Here is a 23,887-nt window from a genome sequence, read left to right as displayed (position 1 = left end):
AGTAAAGAGGTACACAGCTATGTCTAATGTGAAAATTGATGGATATCAGCTTTTCTGCTTAATCGTCCTTTTTTTGTTTGGGACCACCATTTTTTTAGATATTGGCAGCGGAGCAAAACAAGATGCCTGGATTGTAACCCTTATCTCTCCTTTTGCTGGGTTAATTTTATACATGATTTATTTTCAACTTCATAAGGAATTCCCTGCTCTCCCCCTAACAGAATATGTAAAAAAAATCTGGGGTAAATACCTTGGGAGTATCGTTGGTTACTTTTATATCATCTATTTTATTTATATAGCATCAAGAGTTTTACGAGATATTGAAGAAATACTCATTAATTCTGCCTATTACAAAACTTCAATCATTGTTGTAGGTATTTGCATGATGCTTACTTTAATTTACACGGTAAATTTCGGGTTTGAGGTATTTGCAAGGGTTGCCTGCATTTGCTTTATATTGGTTGGTCTTACTTTAATAATCATCGATATTATGTTTATCATTACCGACCTAATCCATTTCGAAAATATTAAGCCAATCCTCGCAGATGGATGGAAACCAATTATAAAAGAACTAAGGCTAAGTATAACAGTTCCTTATGGGGAATTAATTACATTTTCAATGATCTTTCCTTATATTAATAAAGGAACAAAAATAGTAAAGACGGGTATGATTGCAGTTTTTTTTGCAGGTCTTTATTTAACCTTAAATATTCTATTATTAATATGTATTCTAGGAACCGACGTCTTAACAAGATCTTCATTCCCAGCTCTTAAAGCTGCCAGTTTTATAGATATCGCAGGTTTTATTCAACGCTTGGATTCTTTTGTCATCATCTTAGTTGTGTTCTTAGGATTTATTAAAGTATCCATGTTTTTCTTTTGTGCAATTATTGGAATAAACACTCTATTCAAGATAAAACCAAATGCATTAACAACATATTCAATGGGGGGAATAATATTTATCTCCTCCATTATGATCGCACCAAATTATCAAAGTCACTTAGACGAAGGACTAATAATTGTTCCATACATCCTTCATATTCCTTTTCAAATAGTCATCCCTCTTTTATTACTAATCACTGTATTAATAAAAGGGAAAATAAAAAAAGTACTGACTTGAATTTTGATAAAATTATTTTCTGCCTCTTACCTGATTAAAAATGAGGAGAATCAAAATGATAAAACAAAGCAAAATAAGAAAATAATCCTCTCCTCTAGCAAGCTTTACTATTTTACTTATACTAATCCAAGCTTCGTTCAATTCATTGCCTTGTATACGATCTAAAAAAATAATTAGAGCCAAAGTACTAAGGAATATTAAAGTTAGAATCACTAAAGTAAGCACGGTTTTCACCCTCAAGGTTCATTTTTTCATATGAAATGATAGTAACCTTACTATCCTTAACAAGTTTTTTTATTCATAACCAATCTCTTTTCGTTGACATTCATTTTGTTTTCATTTATGATGACAAAGGTAAATTTATATAAAAAAAACTTTTGTTTGTGGACTTTTCTAGAGACATCTCTATTTTCGCCACACAGCTTTATTATAGCTGTGTGGCTTTTTTGTTTGTTTTTGTTAAGAAAGGGGTAGAAAACATGAAAACTTGGCAATACGCACTTATCGTTTTGGTAGGAGGGTGCTGTTACGGTGCCTTATCAACTTTTGTAAAGCTAGCTTATTCCGCAGGCTTTACTAGCAGCGAGGTTACAGGGAGTCAATTCTTAATGGGGACATTATTGATCTGGATTGCTGCGCTTTTTTCAAAAAAGAAGAAACTGACACTAGCTAAAGTAGGAAAATTACTGTTATCTGGAATTCCACTTGGATTAACAAGTCTCTTTTATTACCAAGCACTTCAATCACTTAACGCTTCACTTGCGATTATTTTTTTATTCCAATTCGTCTGGATTGGCAGCTTATTTGAATGGTTTTTTTATAAAAAGAAACCAACTTTGGGTAAGATGATATCCATTGGTATTCTCGTTATGGGTTCCATTCTTGCATCTGGAATTATTTCAGAGGGGCTCGGAGAAATAACTTGGCATGGTACTGGATGGGGAATGCTTTCTGCTTTGACCTACACTACTTTTATCTATCTTAGCAGCGCAGTTGAAAAAAATACTCCTGTTGTCCAGAAAAGTGCTCTATTTACCACTGGCGGTATGATTACTGTTTTTATCCTTAGTCCGCCAACAGGATTATTAGAATTACCAGTGTTAATGGATATTGCACCATACGGATTTTATCTTGGTCTTTTAGGAGTAGTATTGCCGCCGATTTTATTTACAATCGGAATGCCTCATATCGGACCAGGGCTCGGTACCATCTTGACGTCCTCAGAACTTCCTATTGCTGTTATCCTTTCCTCGATCATCTTATCCGAACAGGTAAGTACGACTCAATGGTTTGGAGTGGTTTTAATATTAGGCGGAATAGCAGCAGGAAACTTGAAATTGTCTCAGCCTAAAAAGATGGAATTGGAATCCGCCTCTTAAGATGCGTATCTTTTAAAAAAAGGTGCCTGGCACCCTCCATTTATTTGGAGATGCTAGGCACCTTTATTACTCTTTAATTTTACTGTCGTTTTAATGACCTCACTGAGCCATATCTATTTTCTCTTAACCTTTTTATAGTTTCGTATTCTTGGTACTTAGACTTCTTTTTCTGTGAATACAATGCATTTATTGATGCTCTAATACTCGAACAATAACCACAATTTGTACATATACCATCCTCGAACATTCTTAATGCCATACATTCCGGACATTTATGAATATCCATCGAAATCCCCCGCTATCCTTTATTATTCAATAAATAATATGAAGGGAAATCGATTTATATAAGTAATTCATTATACCATTATTTTAGTGTTAAATTATAAAAGGTAAACTATCGCAATCGGCATTTTTGGGCAAACTTAATAATATAGTCACTTTCATTCCTTAAGTCTTGGTTTAGCTGGGTCACAATTAGGCGGGTCAATGTTCGCTGATTCTGCTAATTTCATTAGATAATAACATTCTTCCCGGTACATATGATCAGCCATTAATGGCGCAAATGTTCCCAAAGCTTGGTTACTTAGTTCTAATTCTTCTAGTTCCGTTAAAAAATTTTGAAATAACTTAATTTCTAATTGAGCATCATTCGTCATTTTTGTCAAAGCTGGAAAAGCTGTCAAATTGGTTCTTAAATATCCTGCCAGCTCTACTGCTTTTAGATAAAAACCTTCAAAATCCTCTTTAAAAGTTTTACTTTTTTTTCTTAATGACTTTTCGACACCATCTAAATTTGTATATATAGCGTCAGAATGACCTGCTGCATCTAATAACCAAAGTAAGTGATGATGAAGTTCATGGTAAACAGGAGGAATTTTCCCTTCTTTTAAGTGTTTTAAAATTCTTAAATATTCTTCTAATTCATTTACCATATGATTGATAAAAGTAGGTGAAAGGTGGATCTTAATCCTTCCGACAAGGTGTTTTCGTATTAGATCTAATTTAAATTCCCTTAACTTTATTACCTCTTGTTCAACTTCAGCTGTTAGTTCTATAATTGGTGAGGATTTTGCTCGTTCTAGAAGTGTATCAAATATGTTAATAAACTTACTCGCCTGCTCAATTTCGACCTTTTGAATGGGTGCAAGAGCCTCAAAAATAAACCTAGAATGATCTCCTAATATTTGAAGCCAAAAACGATGCTCAAATCTGGCTGACCTCTCTAATACTTCATTCATGTCCATTCCTCCTAGGAAAAAAATAAACACATCAAATTTATATTTATTCTCCTTATGTATGTCTTATGTACATCGATCTTTAGGAATAATAAGACTTGTTGTGCTACCATTTTATGAATCATACACATACTTTAAAGGGATTCCCGCACCCTTCAGGGAGTAATGGTCATCGGCATAAGCAATTTCGGGAGAACAAAAAGGAAATGCAGATACAAATAGAGAATTATTTTCATATTAATCGATAGGAGTATATTAAGATGGAAAAAGTCGCAATTATTTCAGACATACATGGAAATATTCCTGCATTAGAATCGGTACTGGCTGATATAGCTTCTAGACAAATTAAGAGAATAATTTGCTTGGGTGATTTAGCAGGTAAAGGACCGCAATCAAGCATGGCCATACAAATAGTCCAAAAGCATTGTGAAATAGTGGTTAGAGGGAATTGGGATGATTTCATTCCTAAACAGCAAGAATCCGAGACAATCAAATGGCACCAAAACCAATTAACGAAAATCCAAATGAATGATTTGCAAGAACTGCCCTTTTCAGTTGAGTTTATGGTGAGCGGAAAACTAGTGCGAATGTTTCATGCTTCACCGCGGAGTGTATATGAAAGAATACAACCATGGGACTCTCTTCTACGTCGATTAAGTATGTTCGATAACACTGAACATACTGAGAATATTGCAGGAAATAGAGAGCCTGATGTTGTTTTTTATGGAGATATTCATAATGCCTATTTAGAAAATATTAAAGGAAAAACTTTATGTAATGTGGGCAGTGTAGGTAACCCGCTCGATCTTCCTCAGGCATCCTATGCCATTCTTGAAGGTGAATTTAACCAAAGTAAAAATGGGGTTTTTTCAATTCAGCTTGTTCGGGTCCCCTATGATATTGAAGCATCCATACAGATAGCGAAAGAAATGGTAATGCCCGAGCTTGAGGAATATATTCTAGAATTAACCACTGGAAAATATCGAGGATTAAAAAAATAGAAATCTTTATAGACCTTTTACAATAAAAAAGCTATTCTCTCCAACATGCATGTTGGAGAGAATAGCTTTTTAATTCATTTAAATTGCTTCTGTAAAAGGATTGAATTCTTCCTTTATACCTTTACCTTTTCGCAAACTAATCATTGCTATAAAGGAGATACAGTACAGTAATGCAAGGTATGTCATCGCTACCGTTACATTAGCATTTTGCAGGATATACCCTACTACTATAGGAGATAAGCCTCCTAAGGCTCTGCCAAAGTTGAAAATCGTATTCGTTGCTGTACTGCGTATTTCTACTGAATAATACTTACTAATTAATGCTCCATACCCAGCAAACATTCCATTCGAGAAGAACCCTACAATCGCACCGCCAACTAAAAGACCTGTGCTGCCTGAAGCAAAGGAGTATAAGAAAACAGCAATAGCGGAAGCTGATAAGAAAATTCCATACGAGGTTTTCATTCCAAATCGATCGATAAATTGACCAAACGTTAACATACCTGCAATCATACCTGCTGCGGTACTAATCGTCCAAAGAGCCGAGCTTGAAACGGATAATCCTTGGGATTGTTGAAGCATGGATGGCAGCCAAATCATCAAGCCATTATAACCGGCGATTTGAACGGTTGCCATTATTGCTAAAGCGATAGTAGTTACTGCAATTTTAGGAGTAGCAAATAATTGCTTTAGTTTCCCTTGCTTCTGAACCTGTTGCTTTTTCTTTTGTGCCTCCAGCCATGCCGGTGATTCGTCTAATTTCTTTCGAACGATAAAGGCGAAAATAACTGGGGCCAATCCTACGAAGAACAACCCTCTCCATCCCCAAGACGGAAGAATCATTGCACTAAGAAGTGCTGCAAGAATTACACCGTATTGAGCACCTACACTTACGTATGAAGATGCACGTCCTTGTTTATTCTTTGGCCATGCCTCGGCAACAAGGGCCATGCCAATTCCGTATTCTCCCCCTGCTCCTAAGCCAGCAATAAACCGAAATAGATATACTTGTTCAATATTTTGTGCAAGTCCGGTTAAGGCAGTTCCGACAGCAAATAATAGAATCGTATAGGTGAAAATTCTAACTCTCCCAAATTTATCTGCTAAAATACCGAAAATGACTCCCCCAGCGAGCATTCCTAAATTAGTAATGGAGGAAATAAGACCACCAGCTGCCATATCAATTTGAAACTCTGCAATAATCATCGACATGGCAAAGGAAATAAACATGATATCCATGCCCTCTAATGTTAAACCCGCTACTGATGCAACTACTGTTTTTTTTCGATAATCCATTCTTGTTGTTCTCCTTTCGAGCCTCACAGGACTCCGATTAAAAGATTTGAGCAAAAATAAAATGCCTTTCAATCCAAAGGACAAAAAGGCATTCATAGACATAATAAATATGTATGAAGTTTACATTCGCCTTTTTGGCCTCTCTGGACCAGATTTAAAGGGATTTAATTTCAACTAATAGTAACATGATAATAATCAGGTGACAATATATTAAAAAAATAAAAACTTAAAATTAAAGAAACGCACAGCTTCTAGAGCCTCCTTTAGCCCATTTTAAATACTAGGTTACCTGATTTTCCATACCTGCTCGCAATAGTAGTATTTCAACAAACTTTTTGCACCGCTCAATATCCTTTACTTGCAGTAAAAGTTCAACCTTCAAAGTAGCAGCTAAGTTTGTGTGTACGTACAGCATGTCCCGAAATTGATCAACCGCTCCACAAAACATGGGATAACAGCTATCTCCCGTTCCAAAAACAGCAGTAGTAAGGTCTTTTCTATTAATTGATTCAATCGCTTGATATAGCTTCCTCATTTCCCTAGGGATTTCCCCATTACCCCAGGTGTAAGTTCCTATTACCACTGCCTGATAATAACTTAAGTCACTAAGTGAAAACTCATCTACCCTATATATAGATAAATTAACTGATTTCCCAAGAAAAATTTGATAGAGTTCTTCGGCCAATACTTTTGTGTTTCCAGAAACTGATGCATAAACGATGGCGACGGATATTTTACAGTTCGTCAAATCCATTGGACTGTGAAACCTTTGAATAGGTTCTTGACTTTTGTTCAAAGAAATCTGACTTCGTCTCATTCATCATTTCATCTCCAAAAATTTGAATCCACGGCATCGGATTGTTTCTTTCTTCATAAAAGTTCTTCAATCCAAGCTGTCTTAATCGCTTATTGGCCAAATATTCTACATATCCTTCGAATTCTGCTAAATCAATCCCTTTTATATCGGATAATATATAATGAGCCCATTCTTTTTCTAGAGAAACAGCTTCTCTAATTGTCTTATAGACATATTGGATATTTTCATCTGTGTGAAGCTCAGGATTTTCTGTTAAAAGAATTCGAATAAATTGAGCAATAAAGTAGGCATGCTGCATTTCATCTCGTTGAATATAACTAATCATCGTACTTGTTTTCAGCATTTTTTGCTGACGTGCTAAGTGATAGAAAAAAGCAAAACCGGCGTAAAAGTAAATACCCTCCAGGTTAATGGAGTTTACACATAAACTAAATAACGATTGTGGCGTTGGGTTTTGTCTAAATTCCTCATAGGCATCTAAAATAAGTTGATTTCGTTTTCGTACAATGTGATCACTTTTCGCTTGATTAAATCGTTCATTTTGTTCGCCCATGGGAATAAGCGAGCTTAGTATATAAGAATAAGATTCATTATGAACGGCTTCTTGTTGTGAAATAACGGCAAAGATTGCTTTGAAACTAGAGTCACTCACATAATCCATTACTTGACTCATGGTTGGGGTCTGCAGGCTATCAAGTGAAGCAAGCTGTGTATTGATACGCAGAAACACATCTTTTTCTTGATTACTAAGAAGATCCCATTGTTTTATATCATCCTGCATATTAATTTCCTGCGGTTTCCAAAAATTCGATAATAGAGTCTGATATAAGTCGTACATTTTTGGGTAGGCAATATCATTCCAGTTAAGAATTCCGGACGACTTTCCATTTATAATTCCAGTGGATTTGTTTGGAAATTCAGGATTTAGTAATCGTATTTTGGTTAATGGTGTATGAATCATTAAATATACCTCCTCAATTCTTTTCTACTAACTTTGACATGCTTCACATTCTTCTAATTCAGATTGAGAAGTACTTCTTATGTAATAAGTCGTTTTTAAGCCTTGTCTCCATGCTTCTCTATGTAGATTTAATAACTCTGCAGCTTTGATATCATGAGGAACATAGAGATTGAAACTAATCGATTGATCAATATGATGCTGCCGCGCGGCGTTTTGCCTTATACTCCATGTTTGATCCAGAACATGCCGGGTTCGACGATAATAGTTGTAACTGTTATGGTCAAGATCAGGTGCCGTTACTTTAAATTTGAAATTCTTCTTCTCCTCTGCGTATTCAACAGCATACAAAGGATCAATCCCATCTGTTGAACCACCAATCTTTGCGGTTGATGAGTTTGGAGCAATTGCCATCATCCAGCCATTTCGAACACCATACCTTGATATATCCCCTATCAATTGGTTCCACCGATCTGATTTATATCCTTTCCGTTCAAAATACTGGCCTGATTGCCATTCAGAACCTTCAAATTTTGGATAGCAGCCTTTTTCCTTCGCCAAACCCATCGAAGCACGAATCGTAAGATAAGCAATTTCCTCATATAGACGATCTGCGTATTCAACAGCTTGCTCAGACTCCCAATAAATCCCTTCCATAGCAAGAAGATGGTGCCAGCCAAACGTACCTAATCCAACAGGGCGGTACTGCTTATTTGTGACTTCCGCTTGTCCAACTGAAATGGTATTAAGATCAATGACATTGTCTAGCATTCTCATTTGAATAGGTATTAATCTTTCTAGTACATTCCCTTTTACAGCTTTCGGCAGATTAATAGATGATAGATTGCAGACAACAAAGTCCCCTGGTTTTCGAACAAGGACAATATTTCCTTCTTCATCCTTATATTCTTTAACAATCGTTGTCGCGGACATATTTTGCGTAATCTCTGTACACAAATTGCTGCAATAAATCGATGTTAGTCCCTTTTCTCTTACATGTTTATTTGGATTTTGACGATTTACCTCATCCCGATAAAATATATATGGAGTACCGGTTTCTAATTGAGATATCATAATCCTTGCCATAATATCCATGGCTCGATAGGTTTTTCGTGGAAGAAAAGGATGTTTTACTGCTTCTTCATACTTTTCTGTAAAATACTTTATATCACACTCATCATAAAAATCTTCCAAGCCTAGGGGATTTCCTTCTTGGTCTTTCCACCCCATCATTTGTTTTACTTGATGAGGACAAAAGGTATGCCATTCCCCAACACTTCGACCGTTCTCATCTACCTTTTCTAATTTCTTCATAAACAAGTCAGGTATCGAAACACCCGTAAAAATATCATGAGCCTTTCTTCTTTCGTCCCCGTTATTTGTCTTTAAATCTAAAAAGCCAGTCATAATATCTTTATGAAATACATCTAAATAAACGGCGATCGCTCCTTGCCTTTGGCCCAATTGATCGACACTCACAGCCGTATCATTAATAAGACGAATCCAAGGCACAACCCCAGAAGAATGGCCTTTAAACTTCTTAATATCAGATCCTAAAGCACGTACCTTGCCCAGATAAACACCTAACCCGCCACCGTCCTTGCTTAATCTAGCAATATCCCAATTGTTCAAATAAATTCCATCTAAAGAATCTTCTACTGTGTCAATAAAACAGGAAGAGAGCTGTCCAAAACTTTTGCCCGCATTTGATAGAGTTGGTGTAGCAACAGTCATATATAAGTTACTAAGTGCCCAGTACGCTTCTTTAACTAGCTTTAGTTTGTTTCCTTTTTGTTCTTTCCTCATTAATGTCATGGCGATGATCATAAACCTTTCTTGAGGTAATTCGTAAAGATTTCCTTCGTAATCTTTTGCCAAATAACGATCTGCTAGTAAAAACAACCCTATATAATTAAACAAATGGTCTTTTTCAGACGTTATTTCTGCGCCTAATATTTGAATCTCTTCTTTTGTATAATCTCGTAATAGATTCTCGGAATAGATTCCTATTTTGGTTAATTCAGCAATCAGAGTGTAAAAATCTCCGTATTTTTTTTCCGGTTGGTACCCCCTGCTGTTTGAAGCATTCCGATAAAGTTCCTGTAAATAAAGATTTGCTGCTAGAAAGGTCCAGTTTGGGTCGGTCATTGAGATTTGATTTAGGGCATAAAAAAGTGATTGTTCATATCTGACAGAGTCTTCTAGATTTACAATCTTTTCAACTAATTCATTAGTATTCAGATTATATTTTTCTGAGGCTCTTTTTATTGCTGCTAAAACGGTATCTTTTTCTGAATAAATTTGATTTACTGCCATACTAAATTCCTCATTTCTGTTCATAATGAATTCGAGAGTGAAATGACAAAAAAACCCATCTATGAAGATGGGTTTTATAACGCGGAATAGTCTATAGTACAGGCTCATTGACTGTAATAGAAGGAATACCCTCGTTATATCTTCCCAGCTCCCGAAGAAGATAATGCGTAATAGAAATGGCAGGTCTCCTGACTTGTGCTTCTCCCTACTCTAATCCCTTCCCGTCTTAAAGACAGTGGATATGATTATTTCGTCAGCACTTACAGTTGCGGGTACAGTTCTGGATTCACACCAGATTCCCTATTAAGTCTATACAGACACCATTTTTATTGGTTATTATCTATATTTAGTATTTTAAATTATTAACCACTACTAAATATTGTATGAATTCAACTATAATATACTATTTTCACTTTGACAATACCAAAAATAATTCTCAGAGTATAATTTTGGGTAAATCCAGATTGTGGCTTAAAAACACGTCATGAAGATGATACCATTGCTTCCTTAACAAAGCTCCGCCAACAGCAGAATCAGACTTTTTTCTAATAAAATTTAGTTTAAAAATGGAAGACGCCTGGTGGTTGCGCCTTCCCCATTTCTGGATTATTCAAAGATTTGCGGCATTAAATGTATCTCCACCCTCTAATGTACCGTTTTGGAACCCTTTATTAAACCATCGCTCCCGCTGTTCTGATGTTCCATGTGTAAAACTTTCGGGAACAACGTACCCTTGAGCTTTTTTCTGGATATTATCATCTCCAACTGCGTTTGCCGCATTTAATGCCTCTTCAAGGTCACCTTCTTCGAGATAGCCCTCTCCTTTTGCGTAGTGAGCCCAGACACCTGCCAAGTAATCTGCCTGTAATTCAAATCGAACAGAATACTCATTGGTCCGCTTCTCGGCAGCAGATGCTTCGTCTCCGCTATGTAAAAGCGTTTGTACATGATGTCCTACCTCATGGGCAATAACGTAGGCCATCGCAAAATCACCTGGTGCCTGGAATCTTTGTTTTAGTTCCTGATAAAAACTTAAATCAATATAAAGCTTGTGGTCACCTGGACAATAAAACGGTCCCACCGCAGAATTGGCTGCCCCACAAGCCGACTGAACGCTATCCTTAAACAAAACGAGCTTTGGATTTTCATAAACCATGCCTCGTTTCTCGAATTCAGATGTCCAAACATCTTCTGTATCAGCGAGGACTACTGAAACAAAACCCGCGAGTTCCTCCTCCTGGCTGGAGACATTCATTGGGGCGTTTGTGTTCGAACCATTCGTTGTTGGAGTATTGTTCATTAAATCTCCAGGGTTTCCACCAAGCAGTGTAAAGAGGAGAATCACGACTATACTACCTATTCCACCGCCAAGAACCGTTTTTCCACCCATCCCCATCCCTCTTCGATCTTCCACGTTCGTACTTTGCCGTCTGCCTTTCCATTTCATTACTTTTCCTCCCTAAGAATATGGCTGATGACATAGTTTTTGCTTCTTAGCTGGGATTTATCAATCATATTAAGAGGAGTTTTTTGGATGGCCGGATTTACTTGCGCATGACCAGATTTACTTCCGCATAGCAAATAAAAAGAAAAGCACCTCTATCAACTGAGGTACTTTTCAATGTGAATTCTATTTCGTTGCCGGTGCAATAGAGGCTTCTGGGGAAGTTACCTTATCATAAAAATCTACAAATTTATCACGGTCGGCACTCTCCCGATAAGCCATGGCAACACGTGGATGTTCATTCAATACACCAGAAATCATATACGGGATAATGTAACCCCATTCCCATTTTTGGCGCATTTCTAGCATGTGCTTTTCAATCATCTCTAGGACTGGCTTCAGTTCATAGCTTGGCTTTTGTATGTAGCTGACAAGAAGTTCTGTATTACAGTTACCTGCAGCACGGCCCATTCCATAAACAGATGAATCCAGGTATGTAACCCCGTTTTGCAACGCTGCTAGTGTATTAGCGAATGCTAACTGCATGTTGTTATGTGTATGAATACCAAGCTGTTTGTTTGGGATCAACTCTTGGAATTTTTTTACTTGATGTTCAATATCCACAGGATCCAAGCTGCCAAAGGAATCGACGATATATACAACATCCACTGGACTTTCTCTCACCATATCAAATGCTTTCGTGAGCTGCTTTTCAGGAACACTTGATAAAGCCATAATATTAAGTGAAGTTTCATAGCCCAAATCATGAAACATTTGGACGAGCTCCAACCCTTTATCTACTTCGCGGATATAACATGCCACTCGAATCATATCTAAAACACTTTGTTCACGTGGTAATATATCATTTGGATCTACCCGTCCAATATCTACTAAAGCTGAAAACTTCGTAAATTTTTTCTCAGGGAAGATTTCTTTCAAGAAGTTATCGTCGAGAAATCTCCATGGATTTGGCTCAGTTGCATTGAGTAGGCGGGGAGAGTTTTTGTAACCAATCTCCATATATTCAACACCAGCTGCACTTAAGCTATTATATAAGTCTTGAACAAATTCAACACTGAAATCCCAATTGTTTACTAACCCTCCATCTCGAATGGTGCAATCTAATATCTTGCTACTATGTCCCATGAAAGTAATTCCTCCTGTATACCCTTTTTTGTCAGTATTTGTAAGTCGAACGCTTTAAAGTACTAAATTCTTACTGTGTTTATATCATGTTTTAATCGAGAGAGTCAATGCTATTTTCCAAAAATTCATTTATTTTACAATAAAACGCCACCTCATTCAACATGAAGTTGAAAGAATGACTTCTTTATAAGTTCCGACTACTTTAGACAAAAACGGTTTCTAGATTATGTTTTTAGACTGACTTCAAATTCAGATTTTTGATGCCTTGAAACAAATTTATTATTCGTAATCCAGAACCGCCATGGATAATCCTTGGCTTCTCCAGAGTTGTCAATTCCTATTCTTTTTCCAACTGATATACTCTTCGGCAAATAACCATTTGCTATATACAAAGGCGGAAGAGTAAGTGAACTTCCATAGTCATCCATTGTAATTCCCAATGATTTAGTTAATTTCCCAGGACCATTGGTTAGGTTTTTCAGGTCATTCAAACCTCTACGGGTTTTCATTAACTCAATACCATGACGAGGTTCTAGGGCACGAATTAGTACTGCTTCAGGTTTTTCCTCCCCGCCGCTGACCACATTGAAAAGGCAGTGGGTATGCATTTGATATGTATAGGCAAGACCCGAGCGCCCGAACATGACCTCTGTCCGTGCAGTCCTTTTGTTATTATAGCTGTGGGCTGCCTTATCACCCGGGCCTTTATACGCTTCAGTTTCTACTATATATCCCGCAGTCATTCCCTGATGATCTTCTTTTACAAGGAGGCACCCGAGCAAAGCTTTTGCCAGTTGTAAGGTGGGCTGTTCATAAAATGCTTGTGGTAATGGAATGATTTTTTTGTAACATTCTTCCAATTCGCTGCCTACCTCTAACTTTTCACGCTCTTTATCTTTTTGTTTAGTTTTTCAGATTTACCTTTTTATAATACAGTACATCCTTGCAAATACACCAAACAGAAAAAGTTTAATTCCCGATTCTTATATATGTTTCCTCGTTCAATGGAACTAATTTTGTATTAATATTCCGAAAAGTATAAAAGTTATATTGAAAATAAAACTACTTGTGTTTATAATCTCTAATTAGAGAACAGTATTTACTATAAGTAAAGTGCAATTAGTATTAACTATTATCAAGGGCGAATTTTCTTATATTTTCGCAAAACCTATCATTTATTTTACTTATTACAGGGGGAAAGAATATGGCAAAAATTGATTCTACTGAAGTGATTGCTAACAGCAAATTTAACCGCTTCCATTTAGGATTACTAGTATGGAGTTTTATCATTATCTTATTTGATGGTTATGATTTGGTGGTCTATGGGACGGTTGTACCAAGCTTGATAAACGAATGGAATCTTTCATCAGTTGAAGCAGGTGCAATAGGAACCTATGGGTTATTTGGGATGATGTTTGGAGCGATCTTTTTCGGCACTTTAGCTGACACGATCGGCAGAAAGAACGTAATTGCGATAACATTGGTACTGTTTAGCTTATTTACATTCCTTTGTGGCTTTTCCAAAACACCAACATCATTTTCTACTTTTCGCTTCTTAGCAGGCTTAGGTTTGGGAGGAATCATGCCAAATGTTATCGCACTATTAACTGATTATGCTCCTAAAGCAATGAGAAGTATGATTGTTAGTATCGTATTATGTGGTTATTCTGTTGGTGGAATTCTTGCTCCCTTAATTGGAATCTTCATAATGCCAACATTTGGATGGGAATCAATCTTCTGGTTTGCGGGTCTCCCTCTCTTATTTTTGCCAATCATGTATAAACAGCTTCCCGAAACAGCAAGCTATTTGATTCGTACAGGTAAAAAAGAACAATTGATCGCAACCCTTGCTAAAGTGAGTCCTGAATCGCAATTTAGTCAAAATGACGATGTTATCGATATAAAAATACAGAAGTCAAAGGTTCCAATAATTGGATTATTCAAGGAGCACCGTGCATTAAGTACGGTTATGTTTTGGACAGCATTTTTCAGTTGTTTATTGATGGTTTATGGTTTGAATACATGGCTGCCTAAATTAATGATGGAAGCAGGATATGGATTAAATTCAAGTTTAGGTTTTCTCATTGCACTACAGGGTGGTGCTATTATCGGTACACTCATAATCGGACGACTATGTGATAAATATGGTTCAAAAAAAATGCTAGTTCCCATGTATGCGTCTGGGGCTGTTGCTCTAACACTTCTAGGATTTGGTGGAAATATATTCGTAATCTACCTGTTAGTAGCCATTGCTGGAGCTGCCACCATTGGTGCACAAAATATTGTTCAGGCTTATGTTTCTCAGTATTATCCGCCATCTATCAGATCAACAGCATTAGGAATGGCTTCTGGAGTTGGCAGGACCGGCGGGATGCTGGGTCCCCTTTTAGGAGGATTCCTATTATCCGTTTCTTTACCCATACACTTAAACTTTATTGCTTTTGCGATTCCTGGCTTGATTGCAGCAGCCGCACTCGCAATGGTACCTATAAAAAATGCCTATCAAAATGAAAACGATACCAAAGATGAATCCTTAAAAGTTCATGTCAGTTAATGAATAGGAAAGTCTCCCCTTTTAAAAAGGGAGACTTTTTGATTTGTATGAAGCTGTATTTGATACTGATTTGGAAATCGAATAATTTTGATTGAAATTATGGGCTAATTAGCACTAAACTAGTAGAGGAATTATGTTACATCATAGAGGAGCGTTATTTTATCATGAATCAGGAATTTCTTACTATTATAATCATCATTGCCTTTGGATATCTATTAAAACGATTAAATATTTTACAAGAAAAAGATGGAGAAGTGATTTCAAAAATTATTTTTAAAATTACCCTTCCTGCTTTAGTTCTTGTTACATTTGATTCTGTTAAAATTGAAACTTCTTTAATTATGTTACCAGTGATTGTACTGATATATGGAATGATAACAGCCATTCTCGGTCTGTTATTCTTTAAAAATGAAGAAAGAGAACTTAAAGGTTCTCTTTTGATGTTATCTCACGGTTTTAATGTTGGCTTATTTGCATTCCCTTTAGTTTATGCAATATGGGGTATGGAAGGATTAACTCATTTTAGTATGTTTGATGTTGGAGCATCATTTCTTGTCTTTGGAATCTCTTTTATTTTTGGAAGTTACTTTTCAAGTGAAGGTCTTCGTCTTAACCCATTAGAAATTCTAAAAAAACTTGGAAAGTCTATTCCATTAATGACGTATATTATTGCTAGTATATTAAACTTTAGTCATATCCATTTACCTGATATGTTCATTGAAGTTGCTAGTAAAATCTCAGCAGCAAATATACCATTATCATTATTACTATTAGGGCTCTTTTTAAATTTTAAGTTTGACAAACAGTTTATCAGACCAATGGTGAAATTTTTAATCTTCCGATATGGGTTAGGTCTTACCGTTGGATTAGTCTTATACTTTATCCTGCCTTACGATGTCATGCTCCGCTCTACGGTTCTAATTGGTCTGTTACTGCCTGTTGCAGCATCTGCCTTAACTTTTGCTGTTGAATTTAAATATAGCATTACGAGTATCCGTTTCGTTGCCACGATGTCGAATATTACAATGTTAATTAGCATTGTGATTTTATATCTTTTTGCAAACTTTATTTTATAAAAATTTTATTAAAAAACAAACCAACTAAGTGTACTCATTTAGTACTCGATTTTAAAATACGTGGTTAAGCGCTGCTCTAAATTATGAGCAGCTTTTTATTTTTGGTAACTATTTTTTTTGACCCTGTCCTTTATTGGTCTTTTTCTATATATAAAGGGTGAGAAAACTATTAGGAGATGGTTAAATGTCTGGCTGGGTAAAATTGACGAAGAAATTTACGAATGATGAATTATGGTTTAACGTTACCGCTTTCCGGCTTTATGTATGGATTTTAATGATGGCAGCATACGAAGATGGTATTGTTTTGAATGGGATGAGGTTAAAAAAGGGACAGTATTTAAGAGCTTTTTCCCAGTTAGGTGAGGATTTGATGTACATAGAAGGAAGATCGAAAAAGGCGCTTGCAAAAAGTACTGTAAAGCGCGCTGTTGACAAACTTGTAAAAAAAGGGCTGATGATGGCTGAAGAAACCCCTTTGGGAACACTTTTTACAGTTGTAAATTCTGATGATTTTAAGTGTATAGACGGAACAGTTGATTTTTTTTGCCCTCCGTTTCGCGAAACGGAAGTGGAACTGTCGCAGAACAATAACAAAACGCAGCTGGAACAAAATAATAGAAATAAAGAATTTAAGAATTATAAAAATAATGATAATCATCCAAGTCGCAAAAATTTGAACCTTCCTTCCCAAGTAGTCCTGGAGGATGAGTGTGCAAAAGAAAAAGAAAAACGGATTGAAAGGATTGCCAGCACATTTATCGCTTTACGAAATCAAGGAGTCTATTTAAGCCCAAAAGATCAATTATCGATTGATAGAATCTGTAGACTATCTGTGAAAACGGAGCAACTAGAATCCTTGTTAAGGGAGATTTTTGATGAGTATCATCGTAAGAATCCAAACGGGAAAATTAGCAGCGCATCGTATTGCGAAAAGGTTATTGGGACAAAACTAGAAGCGGGAAAGAACGCCAGCCAAAAGAAAAAATCTAAAAAAGAATCCATGTCTGATCGGGTTGAACGTTTAATACTGGAAGGAAAAATCTCGTTACAGGAGGAAATCCAATGACCAAGGAAGAGGTAGTCAAACTTTTAGTTCTGATTGAATCGGTTTATTCCAATTGCATATTTAAAGACGAAACGGTTCAGCAATGGTTCCAATTTTGTTCTGAGATGGATTATGAGAAAGTGTTAACGAAATTGAAAAACCATATTCGTAAAAGTCCCTTTCCTCCTGCGATTGGTGATATTGCTGTATTCCATTTTGAAGAAAACCATTTTCCTGCCACTTTACAGGAATGGATGGAGAAAGGACGGGAGAGAATTGAATGCGACTCTAAATCAAACAAACGAGGACCACTACCTGCTTGGTTTACCGAATATTCACCAAGAAAATCCGTTTGAAGCGGAAGGTATCCTTTTAGGTGCAGTCTTTCAGGCTCCTGAACTAATTCATGAAATAACCTTAGAGCCATTTCACTTTTCGCAGAAGCAAAACCAGCTTCTGTTTCAGGCATTCCGTGAGCTGCAAATGGAGAACAGGCCCATTGATGTAATCCTGCTGGTTGAAAAATTAGCAGGCACAAAAGTTATGGTCAGCGTTAGTTATATGATGGATATTACTAGCCGCTGCCCATCCCCTGACAATTATGAACACTATCAAACTATTGTTCTGAATCAATACAAACTTAGAATGTTGAAAAAGGCTGCATTCCTATTTCTAAACGAGCAAACAATAGAAGCAGCAGATGATTTTTATAAAGTCTATACAGATATGCAGGATGTCGGTAAGGTAAAAGGCAAATCAAAACGTGATATCTTAACCGATGTATACCTAGAGATGGTCGAAGATCATGGAAATATATCAGGGTTAGATACTGGGTTTTCGCTGCTCAATGGCATGTTAAATGGACTGCAAAATGGTGATTTAATTATTATGGCAGCACGTCCTTCTGTTGGAAAGACCGCCCTGGCTCTTAATCTAGCAAAAAACTGCTGCAAGGGAGGCGGAGTTGTTGATTTCTTTTCGTTAGAAATGCCGGCGATACAGCTAATCAAACGAATGCTGAGTGATATTTCCTATGTAGATGGATTCAAATGGAAAGATCCATATCATTACTTCAGCGATAAAGATCATGAACGAGCTGTACATGCGTTAGGAACTTTAGATCAATGGAATTTTCATATACACGTTGTGCCACGGCAAACAATTTCAGACATTCGCTCTACTATCCAAAAGACGAAACGGGAGCACCCAAATGGCAGTCACTTGGTAGTGATCGATTATTTACAGCTTATAACTCAAACAAAGAGGTTTGAACGTCAGGATTTAGCGGTTGGTTATATAACAAGAGAGCTAAAGCAGATTGCCAGACAATACGATGTCCCGATTGTCCTGTTGTCCCAGTTGTCCAGAGGTGTCGAACAGCGGGCTGACAAACGTCCGGTAATGTCAGATTTGCGGGATTCTGGCAGCATTGAGCAGGATGCAGATGTGATCATGCTATTAAGCCGTGAAGATGACGAACCTGTAAAATCGGATACAGCTGAACTGATTAACTTGAATATTGCCAAGCATCGGAATGGTCCCGTGGGAGTTATTAAACTAGCATTTGAGAAGAACTATAGTCGCTATCGGGATTACCCGGTATAGCTAATTTCGATTGATATTTATTTAAAAAAGTATTTTTGATAGATAAACAACCACCGCCACTGTAATACTGCTTATGACGGTAGTCAAAAGGACCGCTTGCGAAGCATATTCTGGATAATTATCATACTCGAGTGCCAGCAGAGCACTATTTCTTGAAGAAGGAAATGAGCTGGCGATAAATAAAGCTTGAGCTGTAATATCAGTTAATCCAAGCATATATATAACTAGTAATCCAATGATAGGAGATATAATCAGCCGGCCGATTACAATCCAAACAATGGGCCTAGAAATTCGGGTAATCTTTAAAAATGCCACTTGAGCTCCAAGAGTGACAAGTGCAACTGCTAAAAACGCATTTGAGGAATCTTCAATTGGCCCCCACAAAAATTTAGGGATATCAATATGCAGCCATTTCAACAATATTGCCAATAATAACGCATAAATAACCGGAAGAGTGACAATTTTTCGTAAGATATCCAGTCCGCTGCTCTCTGCAGAGACACTGTTGAAAAAACCGTATGTAAAAGTAAGGAGATTTTGAAAGATAGAAATAATAATCTGAATTGACATACCTGCAGGATTAGCGGCAAAAACTAGTTCACTTACAGGCAGACCATAATTACCTGAATTACTCAAAACCATGCTGTTTTTAAAAGTTGCTGTCAGCTTAGGGTCAAACTTGTTCACTTTCGCAATTAGCATGCTGGTTAAGATAAGTAGAATATTAAAAAGTAGTAAAAATACTAACGTTTGGCTAATTAAGTCTCTGGACATATTGCTCTCATATATATTTACAAAACACACAGCAGGCAATAAGAAATACACCGTCAATGTTGACAGTGTAGATAAATCAAGCCTAATGGCACGCTGAAGTAATGCGCCTGCCCCTATTAACAAGAATATCGGAAAAATGATATCTAGTAATATATGATATAAAATACTCATCCAACTTACCTTCTCTCTCTGATGAAAAAGAAAAAATGCAGTTTATTCATAAATAAATTGCATTTCCCTGATTCTTACATTACCTGATCGTTAAAATAAATGACCTCTGAAAGAATTTTACAACCTGAGACATTTTTAAAAGCTTCCTTGGCTTCTTTTTCGGAATTAAATTCAAACATTGAAATATTGTTACCCTTTGAATAGACAGTGATTACCCACATTAACATTCATCTCCATTCTATTTTAAAAAGGAATTATTGATAAACCAATAGCAACAACAATCATTACCAAAGTCGACCCACAGGCCCACTTGAGGAATGTGCGCTGTAACTCCCCAAAATCTTCTCCAACCAAACCGACTAATAAGTACGTTGAAGGTACAAGAGGGCTTAATAAATGGACAGGCTGTCCCAATAATGACGCTCGGCCGATGAACTCAGGATTAATTCCATAGACACTTGCTGCTTTGGAAAGCAAAGGCAAAACACCATAGTAAAAAGCATCATTTGACATGAAAAACGTTAAGGGTGCACTGATAATCGCAGTAATAAGTGCAAACTGAGACCCAAGTACATCAGGAATATAGGAGATCATAGTGTTTGCCATGGCATCGACCATTTTCGTGCCTGAAAGAATTCCAGTAAAAATACCTGCAGCAAATACCATTGAAACTACCGATAACGCATTATCAGCATAATTGGCAATTCGTTCTTTTTGGTCACTAATTTTCGGATAATTTATCGTAATCGCCAACGCAAATCCAACCATAAATAACACAGTTGTTGGAAGTACCTCTTTAATTAATGCAACCAAAAGAAGAATCGTAAGAAAATAGTTTACCAGTATTAGCTTTGGGCGTTTTAGATAAGCGTCCTCTGTTGTAGCCGCTACCATCGACATTGTGCTGTAATCGACTTGCAGTATTCCAACTCGTTTCCGTTCCTTTCTCCCAAGACAGTAGGCCATGAACAATACGAACAATATCCCCCCCGCCATACTAGGTATTACCGGAGTAAAAACATCTGACATCTCAAGATTTAATGCCGTCATCGCCCTAGCAGTAGGTCCACCCCATGGAAGCAGGTTCATAACACCTGAAGATGATATTGCAATTCCAGCAAGAATCAATGGTTTCATGCCAATACGTTTATACAATGGCAGCATGGCAGAAATAGTAATGATATATGTAGTTGTTCCATCCCCGTCAAGGGATATCAAAAGTGCAAGTACGGCAGTTCCAATGGCTATTTTTACTGGATCTCCCTTTACCACTTTCAAGATAGTCGAAATTATCGGGTCAAATACCCCTGCATCAATCATGATGCCGAAAAAGAGAATAGCGAACAGGATCATAATTCCCGTTGGGGCAACACTTTTTATCCCTTCCAGCGCCATTGGCCCCATTTCCTTACCAAAACCGCCAAGCAATGCAAAAATCACCGGAATCACTATAAGAGCAATCATAGCAGGAAGGCGTTTCGTCATAATTAAAATCATAAAAGCAATGATCATCAAGAAACCTAATATCGCAAGCATTGTCTTCACCCCTTTTGTTTATAAATTAAATATAGTCAAAATATTCAGGCGTGAAAACGTTACCAAAATAAAGTTATTAACGTAAATAAAAATCAATTTTGTACATTTTGTTCATAGGAAGAAGGGAGTCTTTCCAATTTCAACAACTTATTTGGGGTATGCAATGAAAGTGAAAATAAAAAAAGAGGGGATTCCCCCTCACAACACTGGATAATACTTCCTTTCAGGTCTTCCAACAATTCCATATACCACTTCTGCCCTTACTTCCTGTATAGAGGAGAGATATTCTAAATACCTTCGCGCAGTTATCCTTGAAGCACCCATTTCCTTACCAACCTCTTCTGCGGAAAGTCCCTCTTTTCTATCGTGTAATACAGTCTTAACTTTTCCTAAGGTAATTTCGTCAATTCCTTTTGGCAATCCTGGACTCTTTGCCTGTACTTCATTTTTCCCTTTTCTGAATAGCAAGTCTACGTAATTCTGATTTACTTCCTGAGTGGCTGAAAGAAGCGAGTGTTTTTTTATATAATCATGAATTACTTCATCGAATCTTTCCCTGCTTACTGGTTTGATTAAGTAATTCTCAACACCATAGCTTAAAGCTTTTTCAATGAAAATTTTATCCGTTGCTGCAGTAATCATAATAATACTAACTTTTGGGAAATTCTCCCGGATCCTGGGGAGTAACTCAGAACCTAGCATATCAGGCATATACACATCTAGAAGCAGTAAATCTGGGATTTCCTGCTCTAATAATTGCAAAGTCAGCTCTCCATTCAATGATTTACCTACCACATCTATTTCCTTAAACTTCTCTAGAAATTTCTCATGTATCCCCGCTATTCGAAAATCGTCTTCCGCTATAGCCACTTTTATCCTATCCAAAATTCTCATCCCCTTGCACATTCTTTGGAAGATAAACAGTAAAAACAGATCCGTTTTCCTTGCTGCTTTGTACCTCAATAATCCCATTTAACTCCAATACTGCCTCTTCTGCATTTGATAAGCCAAACCCCCTTGGCTCAGTGCCAGTTTTAGAAGTATAACCCCTTTCAAAAAGGAGTGGAAAGTCTTCATCACTAATTCCCTTCCCATTGTCCGAAATCTCAAAAATGATATCTCTTCCGATATCTGTAACGAAAAACCTAACCGTTGGCGTCTCGCATTCATAGACAGCTTCAAAAGCATTATCGATTAAGTTTCCAAGGATTACAATTAAGTTTGAGAGTTTAATATGGGGGGGTAAACTATCCAAATAGCTGTCTGAAATAACCTCAAACTGTATTTTTTTTTCTGATGCCTTTCCTAATTTTCCTAAAAGGATGGCTTGCACTTTTGGATCTTTGATCTGGTTAAAAACGACTGAATTCTGAAATTGCAGTGTTTGCGTTTCGCTTTGAATCATTTTTATTGCCTCGTTATGTTCTCCAAGTTGAAGCAGACCCAATAATACATATAATTTATTAGTAAATTCATGCGTTTGGGCACGAAGATCTTCTGAATATCTTTTTACTTCAGATATAGTATTTAGCATTTGCTCTATTTCTGTTTTGTCACGAAAAGAAGCAACAACACCCTTAATACCATTTTCATCAATGATGGGAGTACTATTAACGATGATGGTTTTATCATTCCAGACCATTTCTCTATCCGATTGAGAGTTTCCTGTTCTTAATACCTCAAATAAATAATTAGATGGAAATAACCCATCCACTTTCATATTTCTGACTGATCCCTGAAGCTGCAGAAGCCGCTTCGCCTGCTGATTCATCATTGTAATATAGCCATCGCTATCAATTGCTAAGATACCTTCTTTTACTGCATGCAGCACAGCATTTTTTTGTTTATAAAGAGAAGCGATTTCGTACGGCTCAAGTCCCATTGTATCCCTGCGGATATTACGTCCTAGTAACATGCTGCCTAAAAGTGAAATCAAAAGGGCAAAGAATGAAACAATGAGAACTCTTTTAAGATTATTTAGGATTTGCTGATTGACATCTTCAAGAAGATATCCGACTGAAACGATTCCGATAACCTCCCCCTGATGATTAAAAATCGGGGACTTTCCTCTAATCGATGGTCCAAGTGTCCCCTCTGCCTTCGAGATATAATACTCTTCTTGGACTAGTGCTCTTTCATTATCTCCACCTGTCATTTTCTGCCCGATTTTTGTGTTCAAAGGATGCGAATATCGTATTCCATCTGTATTTCCAATGACTACAAATTCCGCACCCGTTTCTTTACGTATTTTCTCTGCGATAGGCTGTATCATTTTAGGTGGGTGGCTTGTTTGGAAAGCATCGATTATAGTCGGCATGAGTGAAATCGTTTTAGATAACTCCAATGCCAGCCTTCCCTTGTTTTCTTCAATTTGTTTACTTTCCATATAACTATAAAATCCTGTCAGCAGCAGG

General features: G+C 36.9%; 21 protein-coding genes, 1 pseudogene and 1 riboswitch. Of the genes and pseudogenes, 9 read left to right on the top strand and 13 right to left on the bottom strand.

Annotated elements, in window-relative coordinates:
* The first annotated feature begins 19 nt into the window (after positions 1-19).
* On the top strand, positions 20-1,120 hold the full coding sequence (locus SFC47_RS03700; RefSeq protein ID WP_411252894.1) for a GerAB/ArcD/ProY family transporter: 1,101 nt from the start codon (positions 20-22) through the stop codon (positions 1,118-1,120).
* Between the two features lie 12 nt (positions 1,121-1,132).
* Here the strand turns inward: SFC47_RS03700 and SFC47_RS25885 are convergent, their stop codons facing one another.
* Positions 1,133-1,333, bottom strand: coding sequence for a YczF family membrane protein (locus tag SFC47_RS25885; RefSeq protein WP_486348374.1), 201 nt, complete (start codon positions 1,331-1,333; stop codon positions 1,133-1,135).
* A 266-nt stretch (positions 1,334-1,599) separates the two neighbouring features.
* Between SFC47_RS25885 and SFC47_RS03695 the strand changes: the two genes are divergently transcribed.
* Positions 1,600-2,499 (top strand): EamA family transporter, encoded by a 900-nt coding sequence (locus tag SFC47_RS03695; protein WP_411252893.1) that lies wholly within the window; start codon positions 1,600-1,602, stop codon positions 2,497-2,499.
* Positions 2,500-2,939: 440 nt separating this feature from the next.
* On the opposite strand, the gene SFC47_RS03690 is transcribed toward SFC47_RS03695, so the two are convergent.
* Positions 2,940-3,737 (bottom strand): DUF2935 domain-containing protein, encoded by a 798-nt coding sequence (locus SFC47_RS03690; protein WP_411252892.1) that lies wholly within the window; start codon positions 3,735-3,737, stop codon positions 2,940-2,942.
* A gap of 257 nt (positions 3,738-3,994) precedes the next feature.
* Here SFC47_RS03690 and SFC47_RS03685 point away from each other — a divergent pair, with 257 nt between their 5' ends.
* The gene (locus SFC47_RS03685; RefSeq protein WP_411252891.1) at positions 3,995-4,735 is read left to right on the top strand and encodes a metallophosphoesterase family protein; all 741 of its coding nucleotides are present in this window, start codon (positions 3,995-3,997) and stop codon (positions 4,733-4,735) included.
* A 78-nt stretch (positions 4,736-4,813) separates the two neighbouring features.
* Here the strand turns inward: SFC47_RS03685 and SFC47_RS03680 are convergent, their stop codons facing one another.
* The 4 genes from SFC47_RS03680 to SFC47_RS03665 form a co-directional block, all read right to left on the bottom strand.
* Complete coding sequence (locus SFC47_RS03680) at positions 4,814-6,031, bottom strand: MFS transporter (RefSeq protein ID WP_411252890.1); 1,218 nt, start codon at positions 6,029-6,031, stop codon at positions 4,814-4,816.
* Between the two features lie 280 nt (positions 6,032-6,311).
* Entirely contained in the window at positions 6,312-6,785 is a 474-nt protein-coding gene (locus tag SFC47_RS03675; RefSeq protein WP_411252889.1) for a flavodoxin domain-containing protein, read from the bottom strand.
* The gene (locus tag SFC47_RS03670; protein ID WP_411252888.1) at positions 6,766-7,809 is read right to left on the bottom strand and encodes a ribonucleotide-diphosphate reductase subunit beta; all 1,044 of its coding nucleotides are present in this window, start codon (positions 7,807-7,809) and stop codon (positions 6,766-6,768) included. Before SFC47_RS03670 ends, SFC47_RS03675 begins: the two co-directional genes overlap by 20 nt.
* A gap of 27 nt (positions 7,810-7,836) precedes the next feature.
* Positions 7,837-10,146 carry a ribonucleoside-diphosphate reductase subunit alpha gene (locus SFC47_RS03665; protein ID WP_411252887.1) on the bottom strand — a complete coding sequence of 770 codons (2,310 nt, stop codon included), beginning with the start codon at positions 10,144-10,146 and terminating at the stop codon, positions 7,837-7,839.
* A 137-nt stretch (positions 10,147-10,283) separates the two neighbouring features.
* Positions 10,284-10,462, bottom strand: a riboswitch (cobalamin riboswitch).
* 107 nt (positions 10,463-10,569) lie between these two features.
* Between SFC47_RS03665 and SFC47_RS03660 the strand changes: the two are divergent.
* A pseudogene (locus SFC47_RS03660) lies at positions 10,570-10,671 on the top strand (hypothetical protein); the annotation flags it as partial.
* Positions 10,672-10,732: 61 nt separating this feature from the next.
* On the opposite strand, the gene ypfJ reads toward SFC47_RS03660, so the two are convergent.
* The 3 genes from ypfJ to SFC47_RS03645 form a co-directional block, all read right to left on the bottom strand.
* Positions 10,733-11,569 carry a KPN_02809 family neutral zinc metallopeptidase gene (gene ypfJ / locus SFC47_RS03655; RefSeq protein WP_411252886.1) on the bottom strand — a complete coding sequence of 279 codons (837 nt, stop codon included), beginning with the start codon at positions 11,567-11,569 and terminating at the stop codon, positions 10,733-10,735.
* Between the two features lie 183 nt (positions 11,570-11,752).
* Positions 11,753-12,712, bottom strand: a complete 960-nt coding sequence (locus tag SFC47_RS03650) for an aldolase catalytic domain-containing protein (RefSeq protein ID WP_411252885.1) — start codon at positions 12,710-12,712, stop codon at positions 11,753-11,755.
* 224 nt (positions 12,713-12,936) lie between these two features.
* Positions 12,937-13,572, bottom strand: coding sequence for a DNA-3-methyladenine glycosylase (locus tag SFC47_RS03645; RefSeq protein ID WP_411252884.1), 636 nt, complete (start codon positions 13,570-13,572; stop codon positions 12,937-12,939).
* 344 nt (positions 13,573-13,916) lie between these two features.
* Between SFC47_RS03645 and SFC47_RS03640 the strand changes: the two genes are divergently transcribed.
* The 5 genes from SFC47_RS03640 to SFC47_RS03620 all read left to right on the top strand — a co-directional run bounded on the left by SFC47_RS03640 (position 13,917) and on the right by SFC47_RS03620 (position 18,992).
* Positions 13,917-15,266, top strand: coding sequence for an MFS transporter (locus tag SFC47_RS03640; RefSeq protein ID WP_411252883.1), 1,350 nt, complete (start codon positions 13,917-13,919; stop codon positions 15,264-15,266).
* 164 nt (positions 15,267-15,430) lie between these two features.
* Positions 15,431-16,342: an AEC family transporter gene (locus SFC47_RS03635; RefSeq protein ID WP_411252882.1), complete on the top strand. Its 912-nt coding sequence runs from the start codon at positions 15,431-15,433 to the stop codon at positions 16,340-16,342.
* Between the two features lie 184 nt (positions 16,343-16,526).
* Positions 16,527-17,408 (top strand): hypothetical protein, encoded by an 882-nt coding sequence (locus tag SFC47_RS03630; protein WP_411252881.1) that lies wholly within the window; start codon positions 16,527-16,529, stop codon positions 17,406-17,408.
* Positions 17,405-17,743, top strand: coding sequence for a hypothetical protein (locus SFC47_RS03625; RefSeq protein WP_411252880.1), 339 nt, complete (start codon positions 17,405-17,407; stop codon positions 17,741-17,743). The genes SFC47_RS03630 and SFC47_RS03625 overlap by 4 nt, the downstream gene beginning before the upstream one ends.
* Positions 17,664-18,992, top strand: coding sequence for a replicative DNA helicase (locus SFC47_RS03620; protein ID WP_411252879.1), 1,329 nt, complete (start codon positions 17,664-17,666; stop codon positions 18,990-18,992). The genes SFC47_RS03625 and SFC47_RS03620 overlap by 80 nt, the downstream gene beginning before the upstream one ends.
* 21 nt (positions 18,993-19,013) lie before the next feature.
* Here SFC47_RS03620 and SFC47_RS03615 read toward each other — a convergent pair whose 3' ends face one another.
* The 4 genes from SFC47_RS03615 to SFC47_RS03600 form a co-directional block, all read right to left on the bottom strand.
* Entirely contained in the window at positions 19,014-19,937 is a 924-nt protein-coding gene (locus SFC47_RS03615) for an AEC family transporter (RefSeq protein ID WP_411252878.1), read from the bottom strand.
* 243 nt (positions 19,938-20,180) lie between these two features.
* Positions 20,181-21,473, bottom strand: coding sequence for a CitMHS family transporter (locus tag SFC47_RS03610; protein WP_411252877.1), 1,293 nt, complete (start codon positions 21,471-21,473; stop codon positions 20,181-20,183).
* A gap of 198 nt (positions 21,474-21,671) precedes the next feature.
* The gene (locus SFC47_RS03605; protein ID WP_411252876.1) at positions 21,672-22,358 is read right to left on the bottom strand and encodes a response regulator; all 687 of its coding nucleotides are present in this window, start codon (positions 22,356-22,358) and stop codon (positions 21,672-21,674) included.
* Complete coding sequence (locus tag SFC47_RS03600; protein WP_411252875.1) at positions 22,351-23,859, bottom strand: ATP-binding protein; 1,509 nt, start codon at positions 23,857-23,859, stop codon at positions 22,351-22,353. The genes SFC47_RS03605 and SFC47_RS03600 overlap by 8 nt, the downstream gene beginning before the upstream one ends.
* Positions 23,860-23,887: the final 28 nt, after the last annotated feature.

The organism is Neobacillus niacini, from assembly GCF_046591715.1.
Lineage (GTDB): Bacteria > Bacillota > Bacilli > Bacillales > Cytobacillaceae > Neobacillus > Neobacillus niacini_L.
The sequence above is the reverse complement of the archived record's forward strand: the minus strand, read 5'-3'. Positions and strand labels throughout refer to the sequence as shown.

Bases quoted from the DNA above. Each gene is read 5' to 3' on its own strand.
- SFC47_RS03665 (WP_411252887.1), bottom strand. From the start codon at position 10,146: ATGAACAGAAATGAGGAATTTAGTATGGCAGTAAATCAAATTTATTCA.
- SFC47_RS03695 (WP_411252893.1), top strand. From the start codon at position 1,600: ATGAAAACTTGGCAATACGCACTTATCGTTTTGGTAGGAGGGTGCTGT.
- SFC47_RS03625 (WP_411252880.1), top strand. From the start codon at position 17,405: ATGACCAAGGAAGAGGTAGTCAAACTTTTAGTTCTGATTGAATCGGTT.
- SFC47_RS03610 (WP_411252877.1), bottom strand. From the start codon at position 21,473: ATGCTTGCGATATTAGGTTTCTTGATGATCATTGCTTTTATGATTTTA.
- ypfJ (WP_411252886.1), bottom strand. From the start codon at position 11,569: ATGAAATGGAAAGGCAGACGGCAAAGTACGAACGTGGAAGATCGAAGA.
- SFC47_RS03690 (WP_411252892.1), bottom strand. From the start codon at position 3,737: ATGAATGAAGTATTAGAGAGGTCAGCCAGATTTGAGCATCGTTTTTGG.
- SFC47_RS03630 (WP_411252881.1), top strand. From the start codon at position 16,527: ATGTCTGGCTGGGTAAAATTGACGAAGAAATTTACGAATGATGAATTA.
- SFC47_RS03685 (WP_411252891.1), top strand. From the start codon at position 3,995: ATGGAAAAAGTCGCAATTATTTCAGACATACATGGAAATATTCCTGCA.
- SFC47_RS03650 (WP_411252885.1), bottom strand. From the start codon at position 12,712: ATGGGACATAGTAGCAAGATATTAGATTGCACCATTCGAGATGGAGGG.
- SFC47_RS03615 (WP_411252878.1), bottom strand. From the start codon at position 19,937: ATGAGTATTTTATATCATATATTACTAGATATCATTTTTCCGATATTC.
- SFC47_RS03675 (WP_411252889.1), bottom strand. From the start codon at position 6,785: ATGGATTTGACGAACTGTAAAATATCCGTCGCCATCGTTTATGCATCA.
- SFC47_RS03635 (WP_411252882.1), top strand. From the start codon at position 15,431: ATGAATCAGGAATTTCTTACTATTATAATCATCATTGCCTTTGGATAT.
- SFC47_RS03670 (WP_411252888.1), bottom strand. From the start codon at position 7,809: ATGATTCATACACCATTAACCAAAATACGATTACTAAATCCTGAATTT.
- SFC47_RS03700 (WP_411252894.1), top strand. From the start codon at position 20: ATGTCTAATGTGAAAATTGATGGATATCAGCTTTTCTGCTTAATCGTC.
- SFC47_RS03680 (WP_411252890.1), bottom strand. From the start codon at position 6,031: ATGGATTATCGAAAAAAAACAGTAGTTGCATCAGTAGCGGGTTTAACA.
- SFC47_RS03600 (WP_411252875.1), bottom strand. From the start codon at position 23,859: ATGGAAAGTAAACAAATTGAAGAAAACAAGGGAAGGCTGGCATTGGAG.
- SFC47_RS03640 (WP_411252883.1), top strand. From the start codon at position 13,917: ATGGCAAAAATTGATTCTACTGAAGTGATTGCTAACAGCAAATTTAAC.